The 16,400-nt window shown below is 62.9% G+C and carries 21 protein-coding genes; 16 read left to right on the plus strand and 5 right to left on the minus strand.

Annotated elements, in window-relative coordinates; translation table 11 throughout:
- Window positions 1-73: 73 nt before the first annotated feature.
- The 6 genes from FGE05_RS01075 (at window position 74) to FGE05_RS01100 (ending at window position 5,075) form a co-directional block, all read left to right on the plus strand.
- Window positions 74-970, plus strand: a complete 897-nt coding sequence (locus FGE05_RS01075; RefSeq protein WP_139640869.1) for an energy transducer TonB — start codon at window positions 74-76, stop codon at window positions 968-970.
- A gap of 212 nt (window positions 971-1,182) precedes the next feature.
- Window positions 1,183-1,752 (plus strand): YqgE/AlgH family protein, encoded by a 570-nt coding sequence (locus FGE05_RS01080; RefSeq protein ID WP_024778884.1) that lies wholly within the window; start codon window positions 1,183-1,185, stop codon window positions 1,750-1,752.
- Window positions 1,752-2,189 carry a Holliday junction resolvase RuvX gene (gene ruvX, locus FGE05_RS01085; protein WP_041023970.1) on the plus strand — a complete coding sequence of 146 codons (438 nt, stop codon included), beginning with the start codon at window positions 1,752-1,754 and terminating at the stop codon, window positions 2,187-2,189. The genes FGE05_RS01080 and ruvX overlap by 1 nt, the downstream gene beginning before the upstream one ends.
- 82 nt (window positions 2,190-2,271) lie before the next feature.
- Window positions 2,272-2,778: a bifunctional pyr operon transcriptional regulator/uracil phosphoribosyltransferase PyrR gene (pyrR, locus tag FGE05_RS01090; protein ID WP_139640871.1), complete on the plus strand. Its 507-nt coding sequence runs from the start codon at window positions 2,272-2,274 to the stop codon at window positions 2,776-2,778.
- A 24-nt stretch (window positions 2,779-2,802) separates the two neighbouring features.
- Window positions 2,803-3,807, plus strand: coding sequence for an aspartate carbamoyltransferase catalytic subunit (locus FGE05_RS01095; RefSeq protein WP_003177495.1), 1,005 nt, complete (start codon window positions 2,803-2,805; stop codon window positions 3,805-3,807).
- Window positions 3,804-5,075: a dihydroorotase gene (locus tag FGE05_RS01100; RefSeq protein ID WP_139640873.1), complete on the plus strand. Its 1,272-nt coding sequence runs from the start codon at window positions 3,804-3,806 to the stop codon at window positions 5,073-5,075. The genes FGE05_RS01095 and FGE05_RS01100 overlap by 4 nt, the downstream gene beginning before the upstream one ends.
- 124 nt (window positions 5,076-5,199) lie before the next feature.
- Here FGE05_RS01100 and FGE05_RS01105 read toward each other — a convergent pair whose 3' ends face one another.
- Window positions 5,200-5,628 carry a TM2 domain-containing protein gene (locus FGE05_RS01105; RefSeq protein ID WP_139640875.1) on the minus strand — a complete coding sequence of 143 codons (429 nt, stop codon included), beginning with the start codon at window positions 5,626-5,628 and terminating at the stop codon, window positions 5,200-5,202.
- Window positions 5,629-5,878: 250 nt separating this feature from the next.
- Here FGE05_RS01105 and FGE05_RS01110 point away from each other — a divergent pair, with 250 nt between their 5' ends.
- Window positions 5,879-6,490, plus strand: a complete 612-nt coding sequence (locus FGE05_RS01110) for a C40 family peptidase (RefSeq protein WP_139640877.1) — start codon at window positions 5,879-5,881, stop codon at window positions 6,488-6,490.
- Between the two features lie 120 nt (window positions 6,491-6,610).
- On the opposite strand, the gene FGE05_RS01115 is transcribed toward FGE05_RS01110, so the two are convergent.
- A complete protein-coding gene (locus FGE05_RS01115) occupies window positions 6,611-7,645 on the minus strand; it encodes a type IV pilus twitching motility protein PilT (RefSeq protein ID WP_139640879.1) in 1,035 nt (344 codons plus the stop codon).
- Window positions 7,646-7,700: 55 nt separating this feature from the next.
- Here FGE05_RS01115 and FGE05_RS01120 point away from each other — a divergent pair, with 55 nt between their 5' ends.
- From FGE05_RS01120 to FGE05_RS01160, 9 genes are all read left to right on the plus strand, one after another.
- Window positions 7,701-8,393, plus strand: a complete 693-nt coding sequence (locus FGE05_RS01120) for a YggS family pyridoxal phosphate-dependent enzyme (RefSeq protein ID WP_139640880.1) — start codon at window positions 7,701-7,703, stop codon at window positions 8,391-8,393.
- A gap of 36 nt (window positions 8,394-8,429) precedes the next feature.
- The gene (gene proC / locus FGE05_RS01125) at window positions 8,430-9,248 is read left to right on the plus strand and encodes a pyrroline-5-carboxylate reductase (protein ID WP_139640882.1); all 819 of its coding nucleotides are present in this window, start codon (window positions 8,430-8,432) and stop codon (window positions 9,246-9,248) included.
- Window positions 9,249-9,258: 10 nt separating this feature from the next.
- A complete protein-coding gene (locus tag FGE05_RS01130; protein ID WP_041023978.1) occupies window positions 9,259-9,849 on the plus strand; it encodes a YggT family protein in 591 nt (196 codons plus the stop codon).
- Window positions 9,850-10,057: 208 nt separating this feature from the next.
- Window positions 10,058-11,197: a homoserine O-acetyltransferase gene (locus FGE05_RS01135; RefSeq protein ID WP_139640884.1), complete on the plus strand. Its 1,140-nt coding sequence runs from the start codon at window positions 10,058-10,060 to the stop codon at window positions 11,195-11,197.
- A 7-nt stretch (window positions 11,198-11,204) separates the two neighbouring features.
- A complete protein-coding gene (metW, locus tag FGE05_RS01140) occupies window positions 11,205-11,825 on the plus strand; it encodes a methionine biosynthesis protein MetW (protein WP_139640886.1) in 621 nt (206 codons plus the stop codon).
- A gap of 28 nt (window positions 11,826-11,853) precedes the next feature.
- Entirely contained in the window at window positions 11,854-12,288 is a 435-nt protein-coding gene (locus FGE05_RS01145) for a DUF4426 domain-containing protein (RefSeq protein WP_139640888.1), read from the plus strand.
- Window positions 12,285-12,881: an RdgB/HAM1 family non-canonical purine NTP pyrophosphatase gene (gene rdgB, locus FGE05_RS01150; RefSeq protein WP_139640890.1), complete on the plus strand. Its 597-nt coding sequence runs from the start codon at window positions 12,285-12,287 to the stop codon at window positions 12,879-12,881. The genes FGE05_RS01145 and rdgB overlap by 4 nt, the downstream gene beginning before the upstream one ends.
- Window positions 12,878-14,077: a radical SAM family heme chaperone HemW gene (gene hemW / locus FGE05_RS01155; protein WP_139640892.1), complete on the plus strand. Its 1,200-nt coding sequence runs from the start codon at window positions 12,878-12,880 to the stop codon at window positions 14,075-14,077. Before rdgB ends, hemW begins: the two co-directional genes overlap by 4 nt.
- Before the next feature lie 18 nt (window positions 14,078-14,095).
- A complete protein-coding gene (locus tag FGE05_RS01160; protein WP_024778900.1) occupies window positions 14,096-14,419 on the plus strand; it encodes a DUF3392 domain-containing protein in 324 nt (107 codons plus the stop codon).
- Window positions 14,420-14,547: 128 nt separating this feature from the next.
- Here FGE05_RS01160 and trmB read toward each other — a convergent pair whose 3' ends face one another.
- The 3 genes from trmB to thiS are packed head-to-tail and all read right to left on the minus strand — an operon-like array spanning window position 14,548 to window position 16,326.
- Entirely contained in the window at window positions 14,548-15,273 is a 726-nt protein-coding gene (trmB, locus tag FGE05_RS01165) for a tRNA (guanosine(46)-N7)-methyltransferase TrmB (RefSeq protein WP_139640894.1), read from the minus strand.
- Window positions 15,274-15,282: 9 nt separating this feature from the next.
- On the minus strand, window positions 15,283-16,077 hold the full coding sequence (locus FGE05_RS01170) for a thiazole synthase (RefSeq protein WP_003177480.1): 795 nt from the start codon (window positions 16,075-16,077) through the stop codon (window positions 15,283-15,285).
- Window positions 16,078-16,125: 48 nt separating this feature from the next.
- On the minus strand, window positions 16,126-16,326 hold the full coding sequence (thiS, locus tag FGE05_RS01175) for a sulfur carrier protein ThiS (RefSeq protein ID WP_176562968.1): 201 nt from the start codon (window positions 16,324-16,326) through the stop codon (window positions 16,126-16,128).
- Window positions 16,327-16,400: the final 74 nt, after the last annotated feature.

Raw genomic sequence — 16,400 nt, forward strand, 5'->3', positions numbered from 1 at the left:
AGATCTGATGAAGGGAACCCACATTGCGTTATCATGCCCGGCCTGAAAAAAACGCGATGTTGGTTTCCTTGTCATGACCCTCCCGTCCGATCTGCCCCTAGAGCTCGCCCACCGTGGCGTGCGTCCGGCTGATCGCCTCGGCTTTACCCTGTTCCTGGCGGCGCTGATCCACCTGGCGCTGCTGCTGGGCGTCGGGTTTGCCACGGTCGAGCCCAAGCAGATCACCCAGACCCTCGAAATCACCCTGGCCACCTTCAAGAGCGAAACCAAGCCGAAGCAGGCAGATTTCCTCGCCCAGGAAAACCAGCAAGGCAGCGGCACCCTGGAAAAAAAGGCGGTTCCCAAGACCACCGAGATCGCGCCGTTCCAGGATAACCAGGTTCAGAAGGCCAGCCCTCCCCCGGCCGCCAAGCCCGAGGTGCAGGAAACGGCCCCCAAGGCCGCCGTGACCACCGTGGCGCCGAAGCCGAAAAAGGCACCGGTCAAGGAAGAGGTCAAGCCTGATCCCAAGCCCAAGGCCCCGGCACCGACCTTCGACAGCTCTCAGCTGTCCAGCGACATCGCCAGCCTGGAAGCCGAACTGGCCCAGGAACAGCAGCTCTATGCCAAACGCCCGCGTATCCACCGCCTGAGCGCCGCCTCGACCATGCGTGACAAGGGCGCCTGGTACAAGGACGAGTGGCGCAAGAAGGTCGAGCGCATCGGCAACCTCAATTACCCCGACGAAGCGCGGCGCAAGCAGATCTACGGCAACCTGCGGCTCATGGTCTCGATCAACCGCGACGGTTCCTTGTATGAAGTGCTGGTGCTGGAGTCCTCTGGCCAGCCGCTGCTGGACCAGGCGGCCCAGCGTATCGTGCGCCTGGCGGCGCCGTTCGCGCCGTTTACCGGAGATTTGTCGGACATCGACCGACTGGAGATCATCCGCACCTGGAAATTCTCCCGGGGTGACCGGCTCTCCAGTAACTGACCCACTGCCCAAGCCCCTTGTGGGAGCGGGTTGTGTGGGAGCAAGGCTTGCCCGCGATGAAAACGCCGCGGTCTCTTGAGGACCGCAGCACCTGGATCGCGAGCAAGCTTTGCTCCCACGAAGCCCGCTCCCACATTTGATCGGTGTCGCCAAGGTATTTCCTGCACATCCCCAGCTTGTCAGTTCGCCCCTGCGCCGCCACACTATCGCCTATGAAAAACGTCAGCCCCACCTACCTCAAGCATCATTTCCTGATCGCCATGCCGCATATGGCCGATCCGAACTTCGCCCATACCTTGACCTACATCGTCGAGCACACGGCCAATGGCGCCATGGGGCTGGTGATCAATCGCCCGCAGGAGCTGAACCTGGCGGACATTCTCGAGCAGCTGCGCCCTGAGGTAGAGCCGCCCATCCTGTGCCAGCACGTGCCGATTTTCATCGGCGGGCCGGTGCAGACCGACCGCGGTTTCGTGCTCCATCCATCGGGGCCGAGCTACCAGGCCACCGTGGACCTCAATGGCGTGTCGCTGTCGACTTCCCAGGACGTGTTATTTGCCATCGCCGACGGTGTCGGTCCGGAAAAAAGCCTGATCGCCCTCGGCTATGCCGGTTGGGAAGCCGGGCAACTGGAGGCCGAACTGGCCGACAATGCCTGGCTGACCTGCCCGTTCGACGCCGACATCCTGTTCAACACCAGCAGTGAACTGCGCCTGGAAGCGGCGGCCAACCGCCTGGGGATCAACCTCAGTCTGCTCACCAGCCAGGCAGGACACGCCTGATGGCCCTGCGCCTGCTGCTGGGTTTCGATTACGGCACCAAACAGATCGGCGTCGCAGTCGGCCAGGTCGTTACCGGCCAGGCCCGCGAGCTGTGCACCCTCAAGGCGCAGAATGGCGTTCCGGACTGGAACCAGGTCGAAGCGCTGATCAAGGAATGGAAACCCGACGCCGTGGTGGTCGGCCTGCCGCTGAACATGGACGGTACGCCCAGCGACATGTGCGTGCGCGCCGAAAAATTCGCCCGTCGGCTCAATGGCCGCTACAACCTGCCCTTCTACACCCATGACGAGCGCCTGACCACGTTCGAAGCCAAGGGCGAACGCCTCGAGCGTGGCGGGCAGAAAGGCAGTTACCGCGACAACCCGGTGGACGCCATCGCCGCCGCCCTGCTGCTGCAGGGCTGGCTCGATGCCAATAGCGCCCTGTTCGACACCTGATTTTGAAAGCGCCGCCAAGGCGCTTTCTTTTAGCGATAGACCGGGCCTTTCACCGCCGGCCCGGGAACCTGAAGGAGCCAGCATGAGCCTGCCCAATCCTGCCGACCTGATCAGCCAGATGGCGATCCGTCTCACGGCACACCTGGAACAACGCGGCATCCGCGAACCGCGCTACATCGGCATTCGCACCGGCGGCGTCTGGGTTGCCCAGGCCTTGCTCGAGGAGCTTGGCAGCCAATCGCCGCTGGGCACCCTGGACGTGTCCTTCTACCGCGACGACTTCAGCCAGAACGGCCTGCACCCACAGGTACGTCCTTCGGCGCTGCCGTTCGAGATCGAGGGCCAGCACCTGGTCCTGATCGATGACGTGCTGATGAGCGGCCGGACCATTCGCGCCGCCATGAACGAGTTGTTCGACTACGGCCGCCCGGCCAGTGTGACCCTGGTGTGCCTGCTGGACCTGGACGCCGCCGAGTTGCCGATCCGCCCGAACGTGGTCGGCGCGACGTTGACACTGGCCGCACACCAGCGGGTCAAGCTCTCCGGCCCCGCACCGCTGCAACTCGAACTGCAAGACCTTGCCCTTTAACAGCCCTTGTAAGAGTCCATCGCGATGACGCCTCTCGAAACCAAGCGCCCGCTGCAGCTCAACGATCAGGGCCAGCTGCGGCACTTCCTGTCCCTCGACGGCCTGCGCCGCGAGCTGCTGACGGAAATCCTCGACACCGCCGACTCGTTCCTCGAAGTCGGTGCCCGGGCGGTGAAGAAAGTCCCGTTGCTGCGCGGCAAGACCGTGTGCAACGTGTTCTTCGAAAACTCCACCCGCACCCGCACCACCTTCGAACTGGCGGCCCAGCGGCTGTCGGCGGACGTCATCACCCTCAACGTGTCGACGTCCTCGGCGAGCAAGGGCGAAACCCTGCTCGATACCCTGCGCAATCTCGAAGCCATGGCAGCGGACATGTTCGTCGTGCGTCACGGAGACTCCGGCGCGGCACACTTCATTGCCGAACACGTCTGCCCGCAGGTGGCGATCATCAACGGCGGCGACGGCCGTCACGCCCACCCGACCCAGGGCATGCTGGACATGCTGACCATTCGCCGGCACAAGGGCAGCTTCGAGAACCTCTCGGTGGCCATTGTCGGCGACATCCTGCACTCGCGGGTGGCTCGCTCGAACATGCTCGCCCTCAAGACCCTCGGTTGTCCGGACATCCGCGTGATCGCGCCGAAAACCCTGCTGCCCATCGGCGTCGAGCAATACGGCGTGAAGGTCTACACCGACATGACCGAAGGCCTCAAGGACGTCGACGTGGTGATCATGCTGCGCCTGCAGCGTGAACGCATGACCGGTGGCCTGCTGCCCAGCGAAGGCGAGTTCTACCGCCTGTTCGGCCTCACCACCGCTCGCCTGGCCGGAGCCAAGCCGGATGCCATCGTCATGCACCCGGGGCCGATCAACCGCGGCGTGGAGATCGAGTCGGCGGTGGCCGATGGTCCCCATTCGGTGATTCTCAACCAGGTGACCTACGGCATCGCCATCCGCATGGCCGTGCTGTCCATGGCCATGAGCGGGCAAACGGCCCAGCGCCAATTCGACCAGGAGAACGCCCAGTGAAGCTCAGCATTCTCGGCGCACGCGTGATCGATCCGGCCAGCGGCCTGGATCAAGTGACTGACATCCATATCGATGCCTGCAAAATCGTCGCCCTGGGCGCCGCCCCGGCTGGTTTCGTGGCGGTCGAGACCCTCGACGCCCAGGGCCTGGTGGCCGCCCCCGGCCTGGTCGACCTGAACGTCGCCCTGCGCGAGCCTGGCTACAGTCGCAAAGGCAGCATCGTCAGCGAGACCCGGGCCGCCGCCGCCGGTGGCGTGACCAGCCTGTGCTGCCCGCCACAGACCAAACCGGTGCTGGACACCTCGGCCGTGGCCGAACTGATCCTCGACCGCGCTCGCGAAGCCGGCAATACCAAGGTCTTTCCGATTGGTGCATTGAGCAAAGGCCTCGATGGCGAACAACTGGCGGAGCTGATCGCGTTGCGCGATGCCGGCTGCGTGGCGTTCGGCAACGGCCTGAACAGTTTCCGCAACACCCGTACCCTGTGCCGCGCCCTGGAATACGCAGCCACCTTCGGCCTGACGGTGATCTTCAACTCCCAGGATCACGACCTGGCCGAAGGTGGCCTGGCCCACGAAGGCCCGACCGCCAGCTTCCTCGGCCTGCCGGGCATACCTGAGACCGCCGAGACCGTGGCCCTGGCCCGCGACCTGTTGCTGGTGGAACAAAGCGGTGTGCGCGCGCACTTCAGCCAACTGACCAGCGCCCGTGGCGCGGCGCTGATCGCCCAGGCCCAGGCCCGCGGCTTGCCGGTGACCGCCGATGTGGCGCTGTACCAACTGATCCTGACCGACGAAGCCCTGATCGACTTCAACAGCGTCTATCACGTCCAGCCACCGCTGCGCACCCGCGCTGACCGGAATGGCCTGCGCGAGGCAGTGAAATCCGGAGTGATCTCGGCCATCTCCAGCCATCACCAACCCCATGAGCGCGATGCCAAGCTGGCACCCTTCGGCGCCACCGAACCGGGCATCAGCAGCGTCGAACTGCTGTTGCCGCTGGCGATGACACTGGTGGAAGACGGCCTGCTCGACCTGCCGACCTTGCTGGCGCGCCTTAGCGCCGGCCCGGCCCAGGCACTGCAACTACCAGCCGGGAAACTGGCGGTGGGTGCGGCAGCGGACCTGGTGCTGTTTGACCCGGCCGCCTCCACCGTGGTCGGGGAAAACTGGCGCTCCAAGGGCGACAACTGCCCGTTCCTGGGCCACAGCTTGCCGGGAGTGGTGCGTTATACCCTGATGGATGGGCGGGTCACTCATCAGGCCTGACACCGCGTCGCGCCTATCGCGAGCAGGCTCGCTCCCACATTGGGTTTCAGGGCATTCACACAATTTGTGTGCGCTGAAGATCCCTTGTGGGAGCGAGCCTGCTCGCGATGGGAGCAACCCGGTTTTACTGAAAAGCCCCACGCTTCTGCGCATTGCGAATCGAAACCTGGTCATTCAGCGTCCAAAAGTCATACAGCACCCCCAGGAAGAACACCCCGCCAGTCAGCAGGTAGATGATCCCGCTGAGCCATTTGCCTTGATACATCCGGTGCACGCCGAACACCCCGAGAAACGTCAACAGGATCCACGCCACGGTGTATTCGATAGGTCCTGGGGTGAAGCGCAGGTCCGCTTCGCGGTCCATGGCAGGAATCAGGAACAGGTCGATCAGCCAGCCTATGCCCAGCAGGCCAAAGGTGAAGAACCAGATCGTGCCGGTGACCGGCTTGCCATAGTAGAAACGATGGGCCCCGGTGAAACCGAAAATCCAGAGCAGATACCCGATGATTTTGCTGTGGGTGTCATGGCTAGCGTCCAGCTGATAGCTGTTCATGAATGGCCTCTTTTGCCTCGATAGATAAATTTGTTCAGTTTATTTGTGACTTTTGTGTGTCTTGCCGACAAGCGGTCCTTGGCGCCTTGGGCGCAGCGGAGCCCCCGTATTCCGGGGCCTGTGCCGGACAATCGGGGCAAAATGGCGCATTTTCAGGGGTTACGCGCAGGATTTCGGATCGACAAACGGCCTCGGAATCCGCCAAAAAGCTGTTATAAAGTTGCGCGCTAACCTATAAGAGCCCTGCCTAATGCGTCCATTTTTCAAGACATGGCTAACCATTTGCCTATTATTGCCACTGGCCGCCCACGCCACCAATCGTGAGCAACGTCTTCCCAACGTCAACGGCTACACCCCGAAATCCCATGTTTCTGCTCCTTCGAGCAAGAACAAGCCCAGCGTCCAGTATACGAACACGGGCAACAGCAAGCTGGTTCCGCCCATGGCGACCAAAGCGAGCAGCAACGTATTGAGCCGTGCCGTGAATGTACTCGGCACACCTTATCGTTGGGGCGGCAGCAGCCCAAGTAAAGGCTTCGATTGCAGTGGCCTGGTGAAATATGCGTTCAACGACGCCACTTTCGACCTGCCACGCACCTCGAATGCCATGGCGGCCGGTCACGGTGAGAAAGTCGAGCGCAAGGACCTCAAGCCCGGCGACCTGATCTTCTTCAAGCTCAAGAGCCGCCGGGTCAACCACGTGGCCATCTACCTGGGCAACGACCGCTTCATTCACGCACCACGTCGCGGCAAGTCGGTGACCATCGACACCCTGAACAAACCGTACTGGGACACCCACTACGTGGTTGCCAAGCGGGTGTTGCCGAAAGAGCCGGGCGGGATGCGGGTCGTCCAGCGCTGATGATCGTTCCCACGCTCTGCGTGGGAATGCCTCAGCGGACGCTCTGCGTTCGGCTCTCAGGGACGCGGAGCGTCCCCGGCTGCGTTCCCACGCAGAGCGTGGGAACGATCGGAAAATCCCTCAGAAATTATCCGGCGTACGCGCCCGCTCCCGCGCGTGCTCACGGCTGATCAAGCCTTTGGTCACCAGGTCCTTCAGACACATATCCAGCGTCTGCATCCCCAGCGAACCGCCGGTCTGGATCGCCGAGTACATCTGCGCCACCTTGTCCTCGCGGATCAGGTTACGAATCGCCGATGTGCCCAGCATGATCTCATGAGCGGCGACCCGGCCGCCGCCGATCTTCTTGATCAGCGTCTGGGAAATCACCGCCTGCAATGATTCGGACAACATCGAGCGCACCATGGACTTCTCGTCTCCTGGGAACACGTCCACCACCCGGTCGATGGTCTTGGCCGCCGACGTGGTGTGCAGGGTGCCGAATACCAAGTGCCCGGTTTCGGCGGCGGTCAGTGCCAGGCGGATGGTTTCCAGGTCACGCATCTCCCCTACCAGGATCACGTCCGGGTCTTCCCGCAGGGCCGAACGCAGTGCCGTGGAAAAACCTTGGGTGTCGCGGTGCACTTCGCGCTGGTTGATCAGGCACTTGCGTGGTTCGTGAACAAATTCGATGGGGTCCTCGATGGTGAGGATGTGGTGATGCTTATGGGTGTTGAGATAGTCGATCATCGCCGCCAGGGTGGTGGATTTGCCTGAGCCGGTTGGCCCGGTCACCAGCACCAGCCCGCGAGGGGCCTCGGTCACTTTGCGAAACACCTCGCCCATGCCCAGCTCTTCCATGGTCAGGACTTTCGACGGAATGGTCCGGAACACCGCCCCCGCGCCGCGATTCTGATTGAACGCGTTGACCCGAAACCGGGCGACCCCGGGTACATCGAAGGAAAAATCGGTTTCCAGAAACTTTTCGTAATCTACCCGTTGCCGGTCGTTCATGATGTCGTAGATCAGCTCATGAACCTGTTTGTGGTCCAGTGCCGGCAGGTTGATCCGCCGCACATCGCCATCAACCCGGATCATCGGCGGCAGCCCCGCGGACAGATGCAGGTCCGAAGCCCCCTGTTTGGCGCTGAACGCCAGCAGTTCAGTGATATCCATAGCGCTCCTCAATTCCAGTAGAATGCCGCGAACCTCAGACCGCTGGCGCTTCTTTATGTCCACGATAGCAGACAACATCGCTCAGGTTAGATCGCGCATCCGCGCTGCGGAGCAAGCCGCCCACCGCGCCGCAGACAGCGTCCAATTGCTGGCTGTGAGCAAGACCAAGCCCGCCCAGGCCCTGCGTGAAGCCTATGCCGCCGGCCTGCGGGACTTCGGTGAGAACTACCTGCAGGAAGCGCTGGGCAAGCAGGCCGAACTGGCTGACCTGCCCTTGATCTGGCACTTCATCGGCCCCATTCAATCGAACAAGACCCGTGCTATCGCCGAACATTTCGACTGGGTGCATTCCGTGGACCGCTTGAAAATTGCCCAACGCCTGTCCGAGCAGCGTCCGGACGGGTTACCACCGCTGAACATCTGCATTCAAGTCAACGTCAGCGGGGAAGCCAGCAAATCCGGTTGTACCCCGGAGGATCTGCCGGCCCTGGCCGATGCCATCGGCGCATTGCCACGCCTGACGCTCCGCGGACTGATGGCGATCCCCGAGCCAACCGAAGAGCGCGCCGCCCAGGACGCAGCCTTCGCCGCCGTCCAACGTTTGCAAGCCAGCCTGGCCCTGCCGCTGGACACGCTGTCCATGGGCATGAGTCACGATCTCGAATCCGCCATTACCCAGGGCGCCACCTGGGTCAGGATCGGTACCGCCTTGTTTGGTGCTCGCGACTACAGCGCCAACCAACCGTAAGCCATGCCGACTCAACTCCTCAATCAAGGACCTGTCATGAGCAACACGCGTATTGCCTTTATCGGCGCCGGCAACATGGCCGCCAGCCTGATCGGTGGCCTGCGGGCCAAGGGCCTGGACGCTGCGCAGATCCGCGCCAGCGATCCGGGTACCGAGACCCGCACCCGGGTGAGCAGCGAACACGGCATCGAGACCTTTGCCGACAACGCACAAGCCATCGATGGCGCGGACGTCATCGTGCTGGCGGTCAAGCCGCAAGCGATGAAAACCGTGTGCGAAGCCCTTCGCCCAAGCCTCAAGCCCCATCAACTGGTGGTGTCGATTGCCGCCGGCATCACCTGCGCAAGCATGAACAAATGGCTCGGCGACCAGCCCATCGTGCGCTGCATGCCCAACACCCCGGCGCTGTTGCGTCAGGGCGTCAGCGGCCTGTTCGCCACCCCACAGGTCAGTGCTGAACAGCGCCAGCAAGCTGAAGAGCTGCTGTCGGCCGTCGGCCTGGCGCTGTGGCTGGAGACCGAGCAGCAACTGGACGCGGTCACCGCCGTTTCCGGTTCAGGCCCGGCGTACTTCTTCCTGCTGATCGAAGCCATGACCGCTGCCGGCGAAAAACTTGGCCTGCCCCGCGAGATTGCCGCGCAGCTGACCTTGCAGACGGCTCTCGGCGCAGCCCACATGGCGACTTCCAGCGACGTCGATGCCGCCGAACTGCGCCGGCGCGTGACCTCGCCGGCCGGCACCACCGAAGCCGCCATCAAAGCGTTCCAGGCCGGGGGATTCGAAGCCCTGGTGGAAAAAGCACTCGGCGCCGCCGCGCACCGCTCGGCCGAAATGGCCGAACAACTGGGCCAATAAGGAGCCATTCATGATTGGATTGAACACCGCAGCGGTCTACGTGCTGCAAACCCTTGGCAGCCTGTACCTGCTGATCGTGCTGATGCGCTTCGTGCTGCAACTGGTCCGCGCCAACTTCTACAACCCGCTGTGCCAGTTCGTCGTCAAGGCCACTCAGCCACTGCTCAAGCCCCTACGGCGGATCATCCCGAGCCTGTTCGGCCTGGACATGTCGTCGCTGGTATTGGCGATCCTCGTGCAAATGGCACTGATGGCCCTGACCCTGCTGCTGACCTACGGCACCACCGGCAACCCGCTGCAACTGCTTATCTGGTCGATCATCGGCGTCACCGCGCTGTTCCTGAAGATCTTCTTCTTCGCCCTGATCATCAGCGTGATCCTGTCCTGGGTCGCCCCGGGCAGCCACAACCCGGGCGCCGAGCTGGTGAACCAGATCTGCGAACCAGCCCTGGCCCCGTTCCGTCGCATCGTGCCGAACCTCGGCGGCCTGGATATTTCGCCGATCCTGGCCTTCATGGTGCTCAAGCTGCTCGACATGCTGGTGATCAACAACCTCGCGGCGATGACCATGATGCCGGATATCCTGCGCGTCCTGATCTGACCTGACCCTGTGGCCTGATCGTTCCCACGCTCTGCGTGGGAACGCTGCCAAGGACGCTCCGCGTTCTGCCCTGGGGTGACGCAGAGCGTCACGGGATGCATTCCCACGCAGAGCGTGGGAACGATCGGCGTCAGTCGGCGATTTCCTTGGTTGCCGCTAACCCCAGCGGTCTTTAGACTTACGCCTCATTTCAACGAGAGCAGGGTCGATGCCAGCTGCCTTTCCCCCCGATTCCGTTGGTCTGGTGACGCCGCAAATGGCGCATTTCAGCGAGCCCCTGGCCCTGGCCTGCGGCCGTTCGTTGCCAGCCTATGACCTGATCTACGAAACCTACGGCACGCTCAACGCCACGGCGAGCAATGCCGTGCTGATCTGCCACGCCTTGTCGGGGCATCACCATGCCGCCGGCTATCACAGCGTCGACGATCGCAAGCCCGGCTGGTGGGACAGTTGCATTGGCCCCGGCAAACCGGTCGACACCAACCGGTTCTTCGTCGTCAGCCTGAACAACCTGGGCGGCTGCAACGGCTCCACCGGCCCCAGCAGCCTCAACCCGGACACCGGCAAACCATTCGGCGCCGACTTTCCGGTGTTGACCGTGGAAGACTGGGTCCACAGCCAGGCCCGCCTGGCCGACCGCCTCGGCATCGGTCAATGGGCGGCGGTGATCGGCGGCAGCCTGGGCGGGATGCAGGCCCTGCAATGGACCATCACCTACCCTGATCGCGTGCGCCATTGCCTGGCAATCGCCTCGGCCCCCAAGCTGTCGGCACAGAACATCGCCTTCAACGAAGTGGCGCGCCAGGCGATCCTCACCGACCCGGAATTCCACGGCGGTTCGTTCCAGGAGCACGGCGTGATCCCCAAGCGCGGGTTGATGCTGGCGCGGATGGTCGGGCACATCACCTACCTGTCCGACGATTCCATGGGCGAGAAATTCGGCCGTGGTCTCAAGAGCGAAAAGCTCAATTACGACTTCCACAGCGTCGAGTTCCAGGTGGAAAGCTACCTGCGTTATCAAGGTGAGGAATTCTCCGGGCGCTTCGACGCCAACACCTACCTGTTGATGACCAAGGCACTGGACTACTTCGATCCGGCGGCGAACTTCGACGATAACCTGGCGAAAACCTTCGCTGGCGCCACCGCCAGGTTCTGCGTGATGTCGTTCACCACCGACTGGCGCTTCTCCCCGGCCCGTTCCCGGGAACTGGTGGACGCACTGATGGCTGCGCGCAAGGACGTCTGCTACCTGGAAATCGACGCGCCCCAGGGCCACGACGCCTTTCTGATTCCGATCCCGCGCTACCTGCAGGCGTTCGGCAACTACATGAACCGTATTACGCTGTGAGGACGCCATGAGAGCCGATCTGGACATCATCCAGGAATGGATCCCCGCCGGCAGCCGCGTGCTTGACCTGGGCTGCGGCAACGGCGAACTGCTGACCTGGCTGCGGGACAACAAGCAAGTCACCGGCTACGGCCTGGAAAACGACCCGGACAACATCGCCGAGTGCATCGCCAAGGGCGTCAACGTCATCGAACAGGACCTGGACAAGGGCCTGGGCAACTTCGCCAGCAACAGCTTCGACATCGTGGTCATGACCCAGGCCCTGCAAGCGGTGCACTACCCGGACAGGATCCTCGACGAAATGCTCCGGGTCGGACGTCAGTGCATCATCACCTTCCCCAACTTCGGACACTGGCGCTGCCGCTGGTACCTGGCGAGCAAGGGCCGCATGCCGGTGTCGGAGTTCTTGCCCTACACCTGGTACAACACGCCGAACATCCACTTCTGCACCTTCGAGGACTTCGAAGCGTTATGCCGCGAACGCCAGGCCAAGGTCATCAACCGCCTGGCGGTGGATCAGCAGCACCGCCACGGGTGGGCCAGCAAGCTATGGCCTAATCTATTAGGTGAAATAGGCATCTATCGGGTCAGCAGCCCAGGCCTTGCCGATCATCAGGTCGCCGTGTGAACCCCGACCCCGTTCCCAGGAGTGCAACATGAAACGTCTCGCGTTGTTTCTCATCACTGCTTGTCTCTGCGCCGGCGTCATGGCCGCCGACGCCATCAAGGCCGAGCGCAAGGAAGTGTTCGGTGACGTCACCGTGCACTACAACACCTTCAACTCCACCTTCCTGACATCGGACATCGCCAAGGCCGCCGAGCTGGTCCGCAGCAAGAACCAGGGCGTGATCAATGTGTCGGTGATCAAGGATGGCAAGCCGTTGATGGCCGAGGTCAGCGGCACGGTCAAGGACCTGACCAGCAAGACGGTCCCCCTGACGTTCCGCCAGATCAGCGAACAAGGCGCGATCTACTACATCGCCCAGTATCCGGTAGAGCAGCAGGAAACCCGTACCTTCGAGATCAAGGTCAAGACGGGCGACAAGGTCAACACCCTCAACTTCAACCAGGAGCTGTTCCCCGCCGAATGATGAACCTCAGCCAACTCGTACTCGCCAGCCATAATGCCGGCAAACTCAAGGAACTCCAGGCCATGCTCGGCGGATCGGTGCACCTGCGCTCGATTGGTGAGTTCAGCCAGGTGGAGCCGGAAGAAACCGGCCTGTCGTTCGTCGAAAACGCGATCCTCAAGGCCCGCAACGCCGCGCGCATCTCCGGCCTCCCGGCGCTGGCGGACGATTCCGGGTTGGCGGTGGATTTCCTCGGCGGCGCGCCGGGCATCTACTCGGCCCGCTACGCCGACGGCAAGGGTGATGCGGCGAACAACGCCAAGCTGCTCGACGCCCTCAAGGACGTGCCTGAAGCCGAGCGTGGCGCACAATTCGTTTGCGTCCTGGCGCTGGTGCGACATGCCGATGATCCGCTGCCGATCCTCTGCGAAGGGCTGTGGCAGGGGCGCATTCTCACCGAAGCCAGCGGCGAGCACGGCTTCGGCTACGACCCGCTGTTCTGGGTGCCGGAGCGCAATTGCTCCAGCGCCGAATTGGGCCCGGTGGAAAAAAATCAACTGAGCCACCGCGCCCGCGCCATGGCCCTGCTGCGTCAACGCCTGGGCCTGCAATGAACAATGACTCTCCCGCGCCGCTGATTCATGGCGGCGCACACACGCCACGGGCACCGCTGCCAGTGTTGCCGCCCCTGGCGTTGTACATCCACATCCCGTGGTGCGTACGCAAATGCCCGTATTGCGATTTCAACTCCCACACCGCCAGCCCGCAGCTGCCGGAAGAAGAGTACGTCGATGCCTTGCTGGCCGATCTCGACCAGGATCTGCACGGGGTCCATGGCCGCAAACTGAGCTCGATCTTCTTCGGCGGCGGCACTCCCAGCCTGTTCAGCGCCCAGGCCCTGGGCCGGCTGCTCAAGGGTGTCGAAGCGCGGATAGCCTTCGCCGACGACATTGAAATCACCCTGGAGGCCAACCCCGGCACCTTCGAGCAAGAGAAATTCGTGGCTTACCGGGCCTTGGGCATCAATCGCCTGTCCATTGGCATCCAGAGCTTCCAGCAAGCCAAGCTCGAAGCCCTGGGCCGGATCCATAACGGTGACGAAGCGGTGCGCGCCGCCGGCATGGCCCGCCAGGCCGGTTTCGATAACTTCAACCTTGACCTGATGCATGGTCTGCCCGACCAATCCCTCGACGATGCCTTGAGCGACCTGCGCCAGGCCATCGCCCTGAAGCCCACCCATCTCTCCTGGTATCAACTGACACTGGAGCCGAACACGGTGTTCTGGAACCAGCCGCCAACGTTGCCGGAAGACGACACGTTGTGGGACATCCAGGAAGCCGGACAAGCGCTGCTGGCCGAACACGGCTACGCCCAATACGAAGTGTCGGCCTACGCCCAACCAGGTCGGGCGGCACGGCATAACCTCAATTACTGGAGCTTCGGCGACTTCATCGGCATCGGCGCCGGCGCCCATGGCAAGCTCAGCCATCCGGACGGGCGCATCGTGCGCACCTGGAAGACCCGCCTGCCCAAGGACTACCTCAACCCGGACAAGCGTTTCCTGGCCGGCGAGAAGATCCTGGCCAACGAAGAGCTGCCGTTTGAATTCCTGATGAACGCCCTGCGCCTGACCGAAGGGGTGGACGCGCGGCTATACCCGGAACGCACCGGCTTGCCCCTGCAAAGCCTGGCCGAAGGTCGCCGTGAAGCCGAACAAAGCGGGTTGTTGCAGGTCGAACCGTCACGTCTGGCGGCCACCGAGCGCGGACAGCTGTTTCTCAATGACTTGCTGCAGAAATTTCTGAGCTGATCAACACAAGGAAATCGAATGGATCTGGTACTCGACCTGCTCGCCACCGTGTCCCGCTGGAGCCGCAGCAACCTGTCGGAAATCTCCCTGGCATTGGTCGGCTGCCTGCTGGTGCTGTTCGGCGCAGATATCAAGGCCTGGGTCGAACAACGCCTGGGCAGCATCGCCGGCGCGTTGCGCGTCCCGCTGATCGCCCTGCTGTGCATGATCGGCAGCGGCGCGGCGCTGATCTACGCCACGCCGTGGGTGGTGCGGGGGCTGAGCCAGTTCAACAACTACAGCCTCGCACCGGTGCTGTTGGTGGTGCTGGTATTGATCGGGGTGGTGGCGGACCGTCGCTGACCTTCGCAGCGCCCTGAAACAACTGTGGGAGCGAGCCTGCTCGCGATGAGGCCATCACAGTCAACATCCAGGTGACTGTCAGGCCGCCATCGCGAGCAGGCTCGCTCCCACATTGAACTGCGTATGGCTTAGGACTGCTTCTCGAACTTCAGATCCCAAACCCCATGCCCAAGCCGTTCACCACGGCGCTCGAACTTGGTGATCGGCCGTTCGGCCGGACGGGGCACGCACTTGCCGTCTTCGGCGAGGTTGCGATAACCCGGGGCGACGTTCATCACTTCCAGCATGTACTCGGCGTAGGGTTCCCAGTCGGTGGCCATGTGCAGCACACCGCCGACCTTCAACTTGCTGCGCACCAGCTCGGCGAATGACGCCTGGACGATACGACGCTTGTGGTGACGGCTCTTGTGCCATGGGTCCGGGAAGAACAGCATCAGCCGGTCCAGGCTGTTGTCGGCCACGCAACGGTTGAGCACTTCGATGGCGTCGCAATCGTAGACCCGCAGGTTGGTCAGCCCTTGGGTCAGCACGCCATTGAGCAACGCACCGACACCCGGACGGTGCACTTCCACGCCGATGAAGTCCTGCTCCGGCGCAGCGGCGGCCATTTCCAGCAGCGAATGGCCCATGCCAAAGCCGATTTCCAGCGAGCGCGGGGCCGAGCGGCCAAACACCTGGTCGAAGTCCACCGGCGCGTCGGCCAGGGGCAGGACGAACAGCGGCGCGCCCTGCTCCAGGCCGCGCTGCTGGCCTTCAGTCATACGCCCGGCGCGCATCACAAAACTCTTGATGCGGCGGTGTTGGCGCTCTTCGCCTTCGTCCGGCTGGACAGGCGTGTCGTTCGATTCAGTCATCAATGGCTCTTACTTGATCAGACCATCCAGCGGCGAGGAGGCGCTGGCGTAAAGTTTTTTCGGCATGCGGCCAGCCAGATAGGCCAGGCGCCCGGCGACAATGGCGTGTTTCATGGCTTCGGCCATCAGGATCGGCTGCTGGGCGTGGGCGATGGCGGAGTTCATCAGCACCGCTTCGCAACCCAGTTCCATGGCGATGGTGGCGTCGGACGCGGTACCGACGCCGGCATCCACCAGCACCGGGATCTTGGCTTCTTCAAGGATGATCTGCAGGTTGTAAGGGTTGCAGATCCCCAGGCCCGTACCGATCAGGCCGGCCAGCGGCATCACCGCGATGCAGCCGATTTCCGCCAGTTGCCGGGCGATGATCGGATCGTCGCTGGTGTACACCATGACGTCGAAACCTTCCTTGACCAGCGTCTCGGCGGCCTTGAGGGTTTCGATCACGTTGGGAAACAGGGTCTTCTGGTCGGCCAGCACTTCCAGCTTCACCAGGTTGTGGCCGTCCAGCAGCTCACGGGCCAGGCGGCAGGTGCGCACGGCTTCGATGGCGTCGAAGCAGCCGGCGGTGTTGGGCAGGATGGTGTAGCGATCCGGCGGCAGGATATCCAGCAGGTTCGGTTCGCCCGGGTTCTGGCCGATGTTGGTCCGACGCACCGCGACGGTGACGATTTCGGCGCCCGAAGCCTCGATGGCCAGGCGGGTTTCTTCCATATCGCGGTACTTGCCGGTGCCTACCAGCAAGCGCGACTGGTAGGTACGACCGGCCAGGACGAAGGGCTTGTCGCTACGAACGATGCTCATGGGAAATCCTCTGTTGGGATGAGGTTCTTGCGAAATGCTGCGAAACCGCTAGCCGCCGCCGATGGCGTGCACGACTTCAACCTGGTCACCCTCGTTGAGGGCGGTGTCGGCATGCTGGCTGCGCGGGACGATATCCAGATTGAGCTCCACCGCGACACGGCGTCCGGTGAGATCCAGACGGGTCAGCAGGGCCTCAACGGTTTCACCGTCGGGCAATTCAAAGGGTTCGCCGTTCAACTGAATGCGCATGCCGGATGCCGCCATCATTTTTAGGGGCTGGCATTCTAGCCCGATCAGCCTGGGCGACCCAAGCCATTCGTCAT

This window comes from Pseudomonas sp. ICMP22404 (assembly GCF_006227205.1).
Classification (GTDB): Bacteria; Pseudomonadota; Gammaproteobacteria; order Pseudomonadales; family Pseudomonadaceae; genus Aquipseudomonas.